The sequence below is a fragment of the Citrobacter sp. CK188 genome, assembly GCF_030333525.1.
Lineage (GTDB): Bacteria > Pseudomonadota > Gammaproteobacteria > Enterobacterales > Enterobacteriaceae > Citrobacter_B > Citrobacter_B koseri.
Genome location: NZ_JAOWFU010000033.1, coordinates 273,562 through 286,665, shown reverse-complemented (window position 1 = coordinate 286,665; position 13,104 = coordinate 273,562). Strand labels below are relative to the sequence as shown.

Below are 13,104 nucleotides of genomic sequence, written 5' to 3'. Positions count from 1 at the left end.
GGATTAAATTTAAAATTTCAGTGCGTTAGCGATTTCTTCTTCGCTTTCTTCTTGCTCAATTGCATTCTGCGCTTTGTTGGCGACAACCACGAAAGGCAGATAAATCAGCGTCGCGACGCCCAGGTTGAACAGTGCGACCAGCAGAGCGGCAACGCTGCCGTTGGTGTTAAAGAACGCTCCCAGACCGGTTGGCATCGTCCACGGCGCGATGTTGGTAATCGGCGGGATAATCCCCAGGTAATACGCAATCAGCGTAATGGCGGCCAGAATCGGCTGAACCAGAATGAACGGGATAAACATCACCGGGTTCATAATAATCGGCAGGCCGAACAGAATCGGTTCGTTAATCTGGAAGATACCGGACGGCAGCGCCAGTTTTGCTACCTGGCGGTAATCCGCACGACGCGAGGCCAGGAAGATAGCGATAATCAGACCCAGCGTCGCGCCACTCCCTCCGAGGAAAATATAGGAATCGAGCATCGGTTTCGCCCAGACGTGGAACGTCTTCCCGGCTTCCAGCGCCGCATCCACGGAACCAAACTGCTGATAGATGGCGATGTTTTCCAGCGCCCACGGGGTCATAATACCGCTGTCCAGCGCGGTCAATGCCAACGAGCCGTGAATACCAAAGAACCACAGCAGCGGAACAAACAGCACATAGGCCCAGCCGACCACGCTGCCCAGCGATGCCAGCGGCGTAGAAATGGTATCCATAATGATCTGGTGGAAGTTAGAACCGTAGTTCGCCAGCGCCCACGCAATGATCCCCATAATGGAGAGAATAATAAAGCCAGGAATTAACGCCGAGAATGAACGGGAAACCGACGCCGGGACGCTGTCCGGTAATCTAATGACCCAGTTGCGGCGCACAATAAAGGTAAACATTTCCGCCACGACCAGACCGATAATAATACCGGAGATAATATTCGCACCGCCCAGCCAGTTCGCGCCAACCGCATAAGCTTCGCCTACGCTATATGGCGTAACGGTCATAAAGGCCGCCACGGATAACAGCCCCGCCGCCAGCGCATCAACTTTACGCTCTTCCGCCAGCGCCATTCCGATAAAGAACGGCGCCATTAACGACATAATACCGAGCGTACCGTTATAGACGTTTCCGCCAATGCCTTTTAAGCCATTCAATGTTTCAATGGTAGAAGCATCAAGCCGAATGCCTAAAGAATAAAAAAACGACCCCTCCCCAAAGCTCAGGAAAACGTTGTTGATTAATACAAACATGGCCCCCGCAAGGGTTAACGGCATTAAGCGAATAAAGCCGTTTTTGATTGCATTAACGTGCGGCTGCTTTCCTATTTTAACAGCAAAAGGAAGGAGTACCTTTTCAAGTGAAGCAATGACGTTACTCATAGAAAAATACCCTTAAATACCGCAATAAAATATTGCGGTGAATGTTTATGAAATAACTCTTTGACGGGAAAAATTAAAACAAAAAATTAATTTGCGGCGGCTTTTTTAATTGCTGCGACAGCAGCCTTAAGCACGCCTAAACCATCGACTTTGCCATACAGCAGCGAGTCAATCACTTCCACAGGTTTATTGGGTAACAAACGCTGAATTTCGGGTAACATATAAGCAATTTGTGGGCCTAATAACACGACATCCGCTGAAAGACCTTTTTCTCCTGCCAGCGTCTCAGGAAATGCTTCAATAATAACCGGCACTTCATATTTCTCAGCCTGAGCGCGCATCTTCGATACCAGTAAAGAAGTCGACATGCCCGCAGAACAAAACAGATAAATGTGTTTCTTTTCCATAAAAACGATCCTCATATGCGATTATCTGTTAGCCAGCCATTCCGCAAGCCTTAACCTGCATCCATGCACTGGACAACTTGCGTAACCGAATTTACTTTTTTAGGTGGCTGAAATGAGTATACGGGATAGAACTGGCGGATGGTATTTCTTTGACTAACAAAATTGTCTCTCATTGACCTGTTGTTATGACCCCTCTCACATTTCAGGCAAATATTTCGCGACAATAAATAAGATTATCCCAGGAACAAAAAAACCGGCACACAGGCCGGTTCATACATATGCTCAGGCAATATACAGTTGTTACTGCTTCGGAGCCTGCGGATCGGTGTCATACTCTGCACAGCTCTGGTAGCCGGAGTTAATCACATGACCAGTGTCATCCAGCGCGACAAAATAGGTTTCAGCTTTACCATCACGTTGACCCAGGATGTAGGTCTGGCAAGTACCGCGCGCGTGAATCATGCTCACTTCAGATGAAGGCTTACCGGCAATCTGCTCAACCTGCGACCGGCTCATCCCTTTTTTCACATCTTTTACTACAGGCTGGACAAATTGGTCTTTTGTACGATCGTACGCCGTACACCCTGCCAGCATAGTCATTACCGCCGCTGCACTCAGAATTCCTGCTATATTCTTGTTCATTTTCCGTCCTCTTGTTTATCAGCGTGTTATATAAGCCTGGAATACATCAGGGCTTTTTTCAAGCCCACAATCGATGCAACAAATCTTTCAGAAAATTCCAATTAAACAAAACGATGTCGTTTTAATGCCGTAAATTGCGCCACTCAGGCCGTGGAGTCTTGTCGTTTAGAGAGCAAAGCGTTAGCTTTAACGCAGTATATTTATTCTGAAAATCTTCGGAGGGGTTAAATGACGCTACAGCAAGAGATAATCCGGGCGCTTGGCGCAAAACCGCACATTAATGCAGAAGAGGAAATTCGCCGCAGCGTAGATTTCCTGAAAGCGTACCTGAAAACATATCCCTTCCTGAAATCCCTGGTACTGGGTATCAGCGGAGGGCAGGATTCGACGCTGACGGGCAAATTGTGCCAGACCGCAATTACTGAACTGCGTGAAGAGACAGGGAACGACGCCCTGCAATTTATTGCCGTGCGTCTGCCATTCGGCGTGCAGGCCGACGAGCAGGATTGTCAGGATGCGATCGCGTTTATTCAGCCGGACAGAGTCCTGACCGTCAATATTAAAGGCGCCGTTCTGGCCAGCGAGCAGGCGTTGCGTGAAGCAGGCATTGAATTAAGCGATTTTGTTCGCGGCAACGAAAAAGCCCGCGAACGCATGAAGGCACAGTACAGTATCGCCGGAATGACCAACGGTGTGGTGGTCGGCACCGATCATGCCGCCGAAGCGGTGACGGGCTTCTTCACTAAATATGGCGATGGCGGTACCGATATTAACCCGCTTTTCCGTCTGAACAAGCGCCAGGGAAAACAGCTGCTCGCCGCGTTGGGTTGCCCGGAACATTTATATAAGAAAGCGCCAACGGCGGATCTCGAAGACGATCGCCCTTCTCTGCCGGACGAAGCGGCGCTTGGCGTCACCTATGACAACATTGATGATTATCTGGAAGGGAAAACGCTGGATGCCAGCGTCGCGAAAATCATCGAAGGTTGGTATATCCGAACGGAACACAAGCGTCGCACACCCATTACGGTGTTTGACGATTTCTGGAAGAGATCATAATCGCCGGATGGCGACGTACCGTCTTATCCGGCCTACATCACTGTATAACGCCCGTAGGCCCGATAAGCGAAGCGCCATCGGGCGCCGTCCTGTTACACTTACTGGACGGTGTCCGGCGTATAACCCGGCAACCACGTAATCTCGCTAAACAACAGCTGTCCTTCTGGCTTCAACAACCGTAACGTGTGTTTCCCGTCATGCCAGCAGGCGCCCTGATCGGCGGTCAGGAGCTTGTCTCCCAGTTGCCAGGCGCCGCTAATAACAAACACAACGCCACCGCGCGAACCGAAGGTCGTAAACGTGCGATCGGCAACCCTGACCTTCGCCTTACAACGATCGCGTCGGGTCATGATATTGAGATCCATCGACATTTGCCCTTCCGACAGCGTGGCTTTCACGACGCTATCGCCTGCAAACGTGAACGGCTGATGTCGCTTGAGGGTATGGGTAAACGCATTCACGCCTTCCAGCATCACCTCTCCGCCTTCCAGTAACGTAATAACGCGCTCAACCCCAGGAAAAAGGGAAAACTCCCCGTTCCCGGCGATAGACGCAATACTGGCGCGCCAGTGAAAATCCCGCGTCGCCGGAGGAAAACAACAAATCTCGCGCGTTTCGCCCGCACCATTGCGCCAGAGGTTTACCGGCATTTTACGGATATCAAAGTATTCCATTATCACTCCCGAGAAGGACGCAGCGCCATAATATGGCACATTGTTGTTATCGGCAGCAGTGAAGATTTACCTTAACGAGAAGAAAAGAAAAACCGCCGATCCTGTCCACATCGAGAAGAGATGTTGTGAACAGGACCGGCGGTCTTGAATGCGTTAGCGTAACGCTGAGGGATTACTCAGCAGGTGGTGTTGGCATTTTACCTTCCGGCGCCGGACGTTCTGTCAGACGCTTCTCAAAATTGGCATTAAACTGTTTTTTCTGTTCCGGCGTCAGAATGTTGTAGATCTTATTCTGCGTTTCCATGTGCGCCAGCATATTGGCTTTACGCTGTTCTTCCATCTTCGCAATCTGCGCTTCGGCTTTCGCCTTATCGAAGCTGTCGCTGGCGATGATATCGTGCATTGCGCGGCGCTCTTCCAGCGGCGGACGTTTCATCTGGTCACGCTGACCTTTCATAATGTCGCGGATTTGCTGTTTCTGCGCGTCGGTCAGGTTCAAATCTTTGAACATCATGTCATGATGCGGACCGAATTTGCCTTTGTGGTGCATCATCGGCTTCGCATCTGCCGGAGCAGCGGTAGTGGTATCAGCCGCGTGAGCCAGGTTCGCAGCGCCCAGCGCCAGGGTAGAGGCAACAAACAGTGCAGTTAATTTACGCATAATCTATGTCCTTCCTTTCAGTTATTCTTTCGGCGTAGCGCCGTGTTGACGAGATAAACTTTACCGCCTTAATCGTCAATTAGTCAGAGCAACGGTAAAACAATGAAAGTGTAAAAAACAATTTTTCGTCAATTATGAAGAAAAAAAGAATAAATCGAGGAGAGTTGCAATATTTTATTGCAAGCGGGTGATTTTGCAGGAAATATGAAGAACTATACCTGACCGATGACTATTAATAAAGCAGTTTACCAGGATTAATCCGTAATAAATCGCGATAGCACACAAAAATAAGACCCTCAGACGTTCGCCTGAGGGGAGAAATAATTACGCGAGTTTTTCCAGCATCAGGCCAGCGCGTAAACCACAGGCCACATTAGGGTTAGGAAAGAGAACATATTCAACATCATGGGTAACGATCACCCGTTCATCGCCATCCTGCGCCAGTAGCGTTCCTTCTTTGAACGGCGTGAAATTCAGCGTCTGGTTATCCATATAGAGAACAAACGCGTCGCTGCGGCGTGTAATTTGCGCCACCACGCGATAGCGAACCGGCCTTATTCCCCCTTCCATCGGCTTTTCTCCCGCCAGCAACGTCGCCAGCGCCTGCGCGGTGGGGGTAAATTGCGTCAGATCGTTGTGCCCAAACGGCAGCGCTTTGCCCAGCTCCAGCGTGCAGGACAACGCGCCAAAATGCTCACAGCTAAAATGCGTAAAGGTGCCGCCCGGCGTTTGATGAAAAACCAGCGCCTCCAGCCCTGCCGCCCCCAGCCATGACAAAAAGTGTTCATCCCAGGGGATCGACCGTTGCGGCAAGACGCCAAACCGAACGTGGCGGGAGCCGCGAATCGCAGTATGCAGATCAAGATGCCAGCGTATCCGCGTTTTGCGGCGGGAATAAAAATCCTCCAGCAGCTGTTCCAGCTCGCGAGCGCGCAGCGTTTCCCCGCTCTCCTCGAACATCTGCCAGCGCCCGTCGAACATACGGTTCATATCGCTATGGCAATAGCGTACCCCCTCGGCCAGCGCCGGAGGATTCCCCAAAATCACCAGCAATCGCCAGCGCAGGGGGATTTTCCCTTCAAACAGCGCCGAAAGGAGTGCGTCCAGCATTTCCACAGGCGCCGTTTCATTGCCGTGGATGCCCGCAGAGAGCACCAGAGCGCGGTCAACCTCAACGGCAGGCGTAAGTTCAAGCACACCAGGCATCTGCCAGCGCCAGTGAAAGCTCTCCGTTTCCCCTTGCGTAATATCGGGGGATATTCCTGCCAGCGTCTGCGCCAGAAAGTTATCCATTCCCTGCACCCTCCTGCTGGAAGGGATACACCGACCCCAGGTTAAGCAGTTGCGTCAGCGTATCAAGCGCCTCCCGCCCTTCACGCAGCAATTGCGGATCGGCCAGATCGGCGGCGGTGAGGCGGTCGCGATAATAACGATCCACCCAGTCATTGAGCGTGCTGAACAGGGTATCGTTCATCATCACCGCCGGATTCACCGCCCGCAGCTCATCCTCGGTCAATACCACGCGCAAGCGTAAACAGGCCGGGCCGCCGCCGTTCGCCATACTTTCGCGCAGGTCGAACACGCGCAGATCGCTGATGGGGTTATCAGCCGCCAGCAACGCGTTCAGATACCGCCACACACCGGCATGTTCCCGGCACTCCTGCGGCAGAACCAGCACCATCGAGCCGTCATCGCGGCTTAAAAGCTGACTATTAAACAGGTACGTGGCGACGGCATCCTGCACAGAAACCTCCCGGGCAGGCACCTCAAGCGGCATAAATCCCGCCACGCGCGACCGGAGCTGGCGCATCAGCTCGCCCTGCTTTGCGAACGCCTGTTCATGGCAGAACAGCACCTGGCGGTTCGACACCGCAATCACATCATTGTGGAACACGCCGAGATCGATAACGTCTGGATTCTGCCGGGCAAAGATAACCTGATGCGGATTCACCTGGTTAAGACGCGCCACCGCTTCACTGGCCTCGCGGGTTTGCCGCGCCGGATAGCGCACCGGACGCGTGTCGACGCCCTCTTCACGCCCATAGACAAACAGCTGAATGCCCGGCGCGCCATAATCACCGCCGAGCCGGTTATGGTTGGCAGCGCCTTCATCCCCCAGCAGCGCCACCTGCGGCAGCGCGTCATGCACTGCGAAAAACTGCGCATCACGGAAGATGGCCCGCAACAAAGACGCCGTGGTCGGCGCCTCCAGCGCGCGGTGAAATTTGTTGTTCAGGTTCGCCACCGTCAGATGCACTTTGCCGTCAAGCGCGTCCGCTGAAGGACATACCGTCGCCGCATTCGCCACCCACATCGGCGAAGCGGAGCTGACGCTGGAGAGCCAGTGAGGTGCCTGGCGCGCCACCTTCTCCAGCACCTGCTCGTCCTGCCCGCTAAAACCTAGCTGACGAAGCACGGGAATAAACGGCCGCTCGTGCGGAGGGATAACCGCCTGAGGGAACCCCGCATCCGCCAGCGCTTTCATCTTGAGTAAGCCCTGCTTCGCCGCCAGGCGGGGATTCGACACCTGAAAGCGGTGCTGTATCGACGCCTCATTACCAAAGGACAGCCCGGCATAGTGGTGGGTTAACCCCACCAGACCGTCAAAATTCACTTCATGCGCTTTCATACCGGTTCCTCGCGAGAGAAGTCCAGCCCCGGACTGAGCGAATCGGGCAGTACAAGCGTCGGCGATTCCAGGCTCGCCATCGGCCAGGCGCAATAATCTGCTGCATACCAGGCGCTGGGGCGATGGTTCCCCGACGCGCCAACGCCACCAAACGGCGCCGTGCTGGCCGCTCCGGTCAGCGGTTTGTTCCAGTTAACAATACCCGCACGCGCCTCCAGCAGTAGCTGGTCGAACTGCTTACGATCGGGAGACACCAGCCCGCACGACAAACCGAAGCGGGTGTTATTCGCCATACGAATGGCTTCATCAAAGCGCTCATAGCGCCAGACGCTCAGTAACGGGCCAAACACTTCGTCATCCGGGACCTGCTTCACGCCGGTCATTTCGATAATGCCCGGCGTCAACAAGGACGTTCCCGCTTTCAGCATACGTGGGGCCAGCAGCGTTCGTCCGCCCATCGCCTCAAGACGCTGCCAGGCCTCATACACATGACGCGCAGCCGGTTCGGAAATCAGCCCGCCGATGAACGGCTGCGGTTCATCATCCCACTCACCCGGCGTTAAACGCTGACTCACCTCCAGCAGGCGCGCCAGAAACGCGTCGCCCTGTTCCCCGCGTTTCACCAGCAAACGGCGGGCGCAGGTGCAGCGCTGTCCGGCGGTGACAAACGCCGACTGAATCGTGAGGTGTACCGCCGCATCAATATCCTCTGGATTCTCAATGATGAGCGGGTTATTCCCTCCCATTTCCAGCGCCAGGATTTTTTCCGGTTGCCCGGATAACTGACGGTGCAACTGATATCCCGTATTCGCGCTGCCGGTAAAGAGCAGGCCGTCAAGCGCGTCCAGCGCGCTGAGCGCCTGTCCCGTTTCGCGCCCTCCTTGCACCAGGTTGAGTACGCCAGGCGGCAACCCCGCCTGTTGCCACAGTTTCATCACCGCTTCGCCAGTCCACGGCGTCAGCTCGCTCGGTTTAAAAATCAGGGTATTTCCGGCCAGCAGCGCCGGAACGATATGGCCGTTGGGTAAATGGCCGGGAAAATTGTATGGGCCAAACACCGCCAGCACGCCATGCGGTCGATGGCGCAATGTCGCCGCCCCGTCCGGCAATTCGCTTTGTTGTTCTCCCGTCCGGGCATGGTATGCCTTCACCGAGATAGCGATTTTATTGATCATCGCCGCCACTTCCGTCGCCGCTTCCCAGCGAGGCTTCCCGGTTTCTCGCGCAATAATTGCCGTCAACTCCGCTTTATGAACCTCCAGCAAGGCGGCAAATTTTTCCACGATGGCCTGCCGCGCGGCGAAAGGCAGCCTGGCCCAGGCCGGAAACGCCGCACGCGCCGCACGCCCTGCCTCAGCGACCTGTGTCGCATCCGCGTCGCTGCCCTGCCAGAGCACTTCGCCATTCACCGGATTCGTTTTGACCCGGCGCTCCCCCTGACCAGTTACCCAGTCGCCATTTATCCATAAAGTCATGCGGTTTTCTCCTCAGCGCAAAGACGTACCAGACGAACGCGATCTCCCGCGTGGCATTTGAGCGCATCAAGTTGCGCCGCAGTCAGCACCAGACGTTGCGTATCCGGGTCGGTGCGAATCAGCATGGCGCGAAAGTGATGATAATTTTCATTGGCGACCAGACACGCCGGAAACTCGCCCGGCGCGGGCTGGCCTTCCACCACGTCCAGCAGGCGGCTTTTACGGATTGCCCGAACCCGATCAATGTCGCACTCCAGCGTCGGGCCGCCGTCGAAAATGTCGATATAGTTGCGGTAGCGGAAACCTTCTTTCTCCAGTACCGTTCTGGCCGGCGCCGTTTGCGGATGTACTTCGCCAATCACCGCCTGCGCTTCTTCCGATAAGAAATGGGTGTAGATAGGGTGCTTCGGCATCAGTTCAGCAATAAACGCCTTCTGCCCGGTGCCGCATAAATAGTCTGCCCGGCTGAATTCCATGGAAAAAAAGCGTTCTCCCAGGCTTTCCCAGAACGGCGAGTAGCCGTGTTCGTCGATCACGCCGCGCATTTCCGCCACAACCTTTTCATTAAATTTGTCGCGAAACGCCGCCATAAACATAAAGCGTGATTTAGAGAGCAAATAGCCGTTGCCCTCTTTACGCCAGTCGGGATCGAGGAACAGCGTGCACAGTTCGCTGCTCCCGGTGTGATCGTTACTGAGAAACAGCGTCGGCAGCGCGTTATAGACATTCAGCTCTTTAGAAGCATGCACCAGCGTGCCAACGCGATAGTTGTACCAGGGATCGTTCAACCCCACGGCCACCTCAATCGCACAAATTCCCGCAACGCTTCCTGTATCGCTGTCCTCCAGCACAAACACGTAACCCTGTTCGCTTTTCGGCAGTTCGCCACGCCACGTTTTTAGCGCACGCTCAATACGCGACGTCAGCGTCGCTTCATCTGCTGGCAGAGAGGTCAGGCCGCCGCCGGTTTTACTGGCAAGCTGCATCAACGCACTGACATCACGTCGTTCGACGGGGCGGATCACCATCATGACGAACCTCCTGCTTTGATGCGTTCACAGGCCAGCGCAAAGCGATCCAGCCCGGTTGCCACTTCCTCTTTGCTGACGTTTAACGCAGGTGCGAAACGCACCACGTTAGCGCCCGCAATCAGCACCATCACTCCGGCTTTTGCGGCTTCCTGTGAAATAAGTTTAGCTTTTCCGGCAAACTCAGCCTCCAGAACACAGCCAATAAGCAGCCCCAGTCCACGAATTTCACTGAACAATCCGAAGCGTTCATTTATGGCGTTCAGGCGTTCGACAAACCAGTCATGGCGTTGCTTAACGCCGTTCAGCATCTCCGGCGTATTGACGATTTCCAGCAGCTTTCCCGCCACCGCAGAAGCCAGCGGGTTGCCGCCGTAGGTGGTTCCGTGAGTGCCTACCGTCATCACGCTGGCGCATTTTTCAGTGGCCAACAGCGCCCCGATGGGGAAACCGCCGCCCAGCGCTTTCGCAGTGGTAAGCAGATCGGGGGTGACGCCATAATGCATGTAGGCATACAGCTCGCCGGTACGCCCAACCCCCGTTTGTACTTCATCAAAAATCAGCAAGGCATTGTGTCGGTCGCACAATTCACGCAGCCCCTGTAAGAATGCTTTCGTGGCCGGGAGCACTCCCCCTTCGCCCTGCATGGGTTCCACGATCACCGCGCATGTCGAGTCATCAATCAGTTCGCTGGCCGCGTTGAGATCGTTATACACGGCATGGCGGATATCCGGCGGCAGCGGAGCGAAATCCTGTGAATACGCAGGCTGCCCGCCTGCGCTGACGGTAAACAGTGTGCGGCCATGAAAGGCATTTTTGAATGCCACAATCCCGCTTTTATGCGTGCCAAAATGATCGTGCGCATACTTACGCGCCAGTTTCAGCGCCGCTTCGTTGGCCTCCGCGCCGGAGTTACAGAAGAAGACGCGTTCAGCAAAGGTGGCGTCAATCAGCATCTTCGCCAGTCGCAGCACCGGCTCGTTGGTGTAGCCATTTCCGGTATGCCAGAATTTGCTCGCCTGCTCATTCAACGCCTCGCGTAAAGCCGGGTGCGCATGGCCAAGCGCATTCACCGCAATTCCCCCGGCGAAGTCGATATACTCTTTCCCCTGCTGATCCCACAGGCGTGAGCCTTCTCCACGAACAGGAATAAAAGGTGCCGGGGCATAGACCGGCATCATCCATTCATCAAAATTTTCACGCGTAATTGACAGAGACATAGCGACCTCTTCCGGTAAATAAAAAGTTATTTATATGTTAATAAAATGAGTGTTTGCGCTGTAAATGTAGATTGCACTGTTCGTGCCAGCCAGAGGAAAAAATGCATAAACCGGTTTTGGAAACGAAAAATCAACGGGTTACAACCCGCCGGTATTCACTATTGCTGCATAAAAAGTGAATATATTTGCGAAGAAAAGAACAAATAAGAGGAAAAATCGAAATATTATTCAGTCGCCAAATATAATTCTGGAATTGTGATCGTAGACGAAATTTATCGGAAATTATTGCATCGTTATGACGCACTCCGCCCTGAAACAGTGCAGTTTTTGCTCCATCGTTAAGGCCATTGGCAGTTATCGTTTGATTCGCGCGACAAGTGGCAGTCAGCCCGTCTAATTTCTGCTACCATCCTTGCACTATTCACCTTGCAAAGTGGCAGCGACTATGAAATTTGTCTCTTTTAATATCAACGGCCTGCGCGCCCGTCCTCATCAACTGTCAGCCATTGTCGACAAGCACCAGCCTGACGTGATCGGCTTGCAGGAGACAAAAGTTCACGACGATATGTTCCCTCTCGAAGAGGTAGCAAAGCTCGGCTATAACGTCTTCTATCACGGACAGAAAGGCCATTACGGCGTCGCGCTACTGACCAAAGAGACGCCTGTTTCTGTGCGCCGTGGTTTTCCCGACGACGGCGAAGAGGCGCAGCGCCGTATCATCATGGCGGAAATCCCGTCGCCGCTGGGCAGTATCACCGTCATTAACGGTTATTTCCCGCAGGGCGAAAGCCGTGACCACCCGCTGAAATTTCCGGCAAAAGCGCAGTTTTATCAGAACCTGCAAAACTACCTGGACAACGAACTGAAACGCGACAATCCGGTGCTGATCATGGGGGATATGAATATCAGCCCAACCGATCTGGACATCGGCATTGGCGAAGAGAACCGCAAACGCTGGCTGCGTACCGGTAAGTGCTCTTTCCTGCCGGAAGAGCGCGAGTGGATGGATCGCCTGATTAACTGGGGGCTGGTGGATACCTTCCGTCACGCGCACCCGGAAACGGTCGATAAATTTTCATGGTTTGATTACCGCTCAAAAGGTTTCGACGACAACCGGGGGCTGCGCATCGACCTGCTGCTGGCGAGCAATCCGCTGGCCGAACACTGCGTTGAAACCGGCATTGACTATGAAATCCGCAGCATGGAAAAACCGTCCGACCATGCGCCCGTCTGGGCAAAATTCCGGGTCTGATAAACGCAGGTGAACGCGAAAAAACGACTGCTCTCAGGTTTTTTAATCATCTGTATCGCCGGGGTGGTGTGGGCTTTGCCTCCCGGTTTTCTCTCCCTTGATACCCTGAAACGCTATCACACGATGCTGGCGGCCTGGCAGCAACAGTCGCCATTCCTGAGCGCCGGTCTCTATTTTCTGGTCTATACGCTGGTGGCGGCCTTATCGATTCCCGGCGCTGCGCTGCTGACGCTGCTCGGCGGCGCGCTATTCGGACTCTGGCAAGGAACGCTGCTGGTCTCCTTCGCGTCAACCCTCGGCGCTACGCTCGCCATGCTGGCCAGCCGCTACCTGCTGCGGGAGTGGATCTCCCGCCGGTTCGCACGCCAGATGCAAACCGTAAATCATGGTATGGCGCGCGACGGCGCCTTTTATCTGTTTGCGCTACGCGTAATGCCGCTGTTCCCCTTTGTTCTCGTTAATTTACTCGCCGGGTTGACGTCAATCCGCGTACGTCAATACTGGTGGATCAGTCAGGCGGGCATGTTTCCGGCAACGGTAATTTATCTCAACGCCGGACGCCAGCTCAGCCAGTTGACATCAATACGCGACATCATTTCCCCCGGTATGCTGGCGGCCTTTGCCCTGCTGGGGCTGTTACCGCTGGCCTCCCGTTGGCTGGTTAAGCGTTTTTTACGATCCTAATTTCA

13 protein-coding genes are annotated in these 13,104 nt (G+C 54.2%); 3 read left to right on the top strand and 10 right to left on the bottom strand.

Annotation, left to right across the window (positions count from 1 at the left end; translation table 11 throughout):
- Positions 1 to 9: 9 nt before the first annotated feature.
- From chbC to osmE, 3 genes are all read right to left on the bottom strand, one after another.
- On the bottom strand, positions 10 to 1,368 hold the full coding sequence (gene chbC, locus OGV67_RS12935) for a PTS N,N'-diacetylchitobiose transporter subunit IIC (protein ID WP_012132628.1): 1,359 nt from the start codon (positions 1,366 to 1,368) through the stop codon (positions 10 to 12).
- A gap of 86 nt (positions 1,369 to 1,454) precedes the next feature.
- A complete protein-coding gene (chbB, locus tag OGV67_RS12930; RefSeq protein ID WP_024130389.1) occupies positions 1,455 to 1,775 on the bottom strand; it encodes a PTS N,N'-diacetylchitobiose transporter subunit IIB in 321 nt (106 codons plus the stop codon).
- 300 nt (positions 1,776 to 2,075) lie between these two features.
- The gene (gene osmE / locus OGV67_RS12925) at positions 2,076 to 2,417 is read right to left on the bottom strand and encodes an osmotically-inducible lipoprotein OsmE (protein WP_012132630.1); all 342 of its coding nucleotides are present in this window, start codon (positions 2,415 to 2,417) and stop codon (positions 2,076 to 2,078) included.
- 228 nt (positions 2,418 to 2,645) lie between these two features.
- On the opposite strand from osmE, the gene nadE reads away from it, so the two are divergent.
- Complete coding sequence (gene nadE, locus OGV67_RS12920; RefSeq protein WP_049008582.1) at positions 2,646 to 3,476, top strand: NAD(+) synthase; 831 nt, start codon at positions 2,646 to 2,648, stop codon at positions 3,474 to 3,476.
- A gap of 98 nt (positions 3,477 to 3,574) precedes the next feature.
- Here nadE and ves read toward each other — a convergent pair whose 3' ends face one another.
- The 7 genes from ves to astC form a co-directional block, all read right to left on the bottom strand.
- Positions 3,575 to 4,150 carry an environmental stress-induced protein Ves gene (ves, locus tag OGV67_RS12915; protein WP_012132633.1) on the bottom strand — a complete coding sequence of 192 codons (576 nt, stop codon included), beginning with the start codon at positions 4,148 to 4,150 and terminating at the stop codon, positions 3,575 to 3,577.
- Between the two features lie 172 nt (positions 4,151 to 4,322).
- Positions 4,323 to 4,811, bottom strand: a complete 489-nt coding sequence (spy, locus tag OGV67_RS12910) for an ATP-independent periplasmic protein-refolding chaperone Spy (protein WP_047457387.1) — start codon at positions 4,809 to 4,811, stop codon at positions 4,323 to 4,325.
- Between the two features lie 324 nt (positions 4,812 to 5,135).
- Complete coding sequence (gene astE, locus OGV67_RS12905) at positions 5,136 to 6,104, bottom strand: succinylglutamate desuccinylase (protein WP_115614844.1); 969 nt, start codon at positions 6,102 to 6,104, stop codon at positions 5,136 to 5,138.
- A complete protein-coding gene (gene astB / locus OGV67_RS12900; protein ID WP_012132637.1) occupies positions 6,097 to 7,440 on the bottom strand; it encodes an N-succinylarginine dihydrolase in 1,344 nt (447 codons plus the stop codon). The genes astE and astB overlap by 8 nt, the downstream gene beginning before the upstream one ends.
- Positions 7,437 to 8,915, bottom strand: a complete 1,479-nt coding sequence (gene astD, locus OGV67_RS12895) for a succinylglutamate-semialdehyde dehydrogenase (protein WP_115614845.1) — start codon at positions 8,913 to 8,915, stop codon at positions 7,437 to 7,439. Before astD ends, astB begins: the two co-directional genes overlap by 4 nt.
- The gene (astA, locus tag OGV67_RS12890) at positions 8,912 to 9,946 is read right to left on the bottom strand and encodes an arginine N-succinyltransferase (protein ID WP_012132639.1); all 1,035 of its coding nucleotides are present in this window, start codon (positions 9,944 to 9,946) and stop codon (positions 8,912 to 8,914) included. The genes astD and astA overlap by 4 nt, the downstream gene beginning before the upstream one ends.
- Entirely contained in the window at positions 9,943 to 11,163 is a 1,221-nt protein-coding gene (astC, locus tag OGV67_RS12885; RefSeq protein WP_115614846.1) for a succinylornithine/acetylornithine transaminase, read from the bottom strand. Before astC ends, astA begins: the two co-directional genes overlap by 4 nt.
- A gap of 445 nt (positions 11,164 to 11,608) precedes the next feature.
- Here astC and xthA point away from each other — a divergent pair, with 445 nt between their 5' ends.
- Positions 11,609 to 12,415: an exodeoxyribonuclease III gene (gene xthA / locus OGV67_RS12880; protein ID WP_012132643.1), complete on the top strand. Its 807-nt coding sequence runs from the start codon at positions 11,609 to 11,611 to the stop codon at positions 12,413 to 12,415.
- A gap of 9 nt (positions 12,416 to 12,424) precedes the next feature.
- Positions 12,425 to 13,099 carry a TVP38/TMEM64 family protein gene (locus OGV67_RS12875; RefSeq protein WP_012132644.1) on the top strand — a complete coding sequence of 225 codons (675 nt, stop codon included), beginning with the start codon at positions 12,425 to 12,427 and terminating at the stop codon, positions 13,097 to 13,099.
- Positions 13,100 to 13,104 lie beyond the last annotated feature (5 nt).

Excerpts from the sequence above, each read along its gene's own strand:
- xthA (WP_012132643.1), top strand. The coding sequence starts at position 11,609 with ATGAAATTTGTCTCTTTTAATATCAACGGCCTGCGCGCCCGTCCTCAT.
- nadE (WP_049008582.1), top strand. The coding sequence starts at position 2,646 with ATGACGCTACAGCAAGAGATAATCCGGGCGCTTGGCGCAAAACCGCAC.
- astC (WP_115614846.1), bottom strand. The coding sequence starts at position 11,163 with ATGTCTCTGTCAATTACGCGTGAAAATTTTGATGAATGGATGATGCCG.
- astA (WP_012132639.1), bottom strand. The coding sequence starts at position 9,946 with ATGATGGTGATCCGCCCCGTCGAACGACGTGATGTCAGTGCGTTGATG.
- astE (WP_115614844.1), bottom strand. The coding sequence starts at position 6,104 with ATGGATAACTTTCTGGCGCAGACGCTGGCAGGAATATCCCCCGATATT.
- chbC (WP_012132628.1), bottom strand. The coding sequence starts at position 1,368 with ATGAGTAACGTCATTGCTTCACTTGAAAAGGTACTCCTTCCTTTTGCT.
- ves (WP_012132633.1), bottom strand. The coding sequence starts at position 4,150 with ATGGAATACTTTGATATCCGTAAAATGCCGGTAAACCTCTGGCGCAAT.
- spy (WP_047457387.1), bottom strand. The coding sequence starts at position 4,811 with ATGCGTAAATTAACTGCACTGTTTGTTGCCTCTACCCTGGCGCTGGGC.
- astD (WP_115614845.1), bottom strand. The coding sequence starts at position 8,915 with ATGACTTTATGGATAAATGGCGACTGGGTAACTGGTCAGGGGGAGCGC.
- astB (WP_012132637.1), bottom strand. The coding sequence starts at position 7,440 with ATGAAAGCGCATGAAGTGAATTTTGACGGTCTGGTGGGGTTAACCCAC.
- osmE (WP_012132630.1), bottom strand. The coding sequence starts at position 2,417 with ATGAACAAGAATATAGCAGGAATTCTGAGTGCAGCGGCGGTAATGACT.
- chbB (WP_024130389.1), bottom strand. The coding sequence starts at position 1,775 with ATGGAAAAGAAACACATTTATCTGTTTTGTTCTGCGGGCATGTCGACT.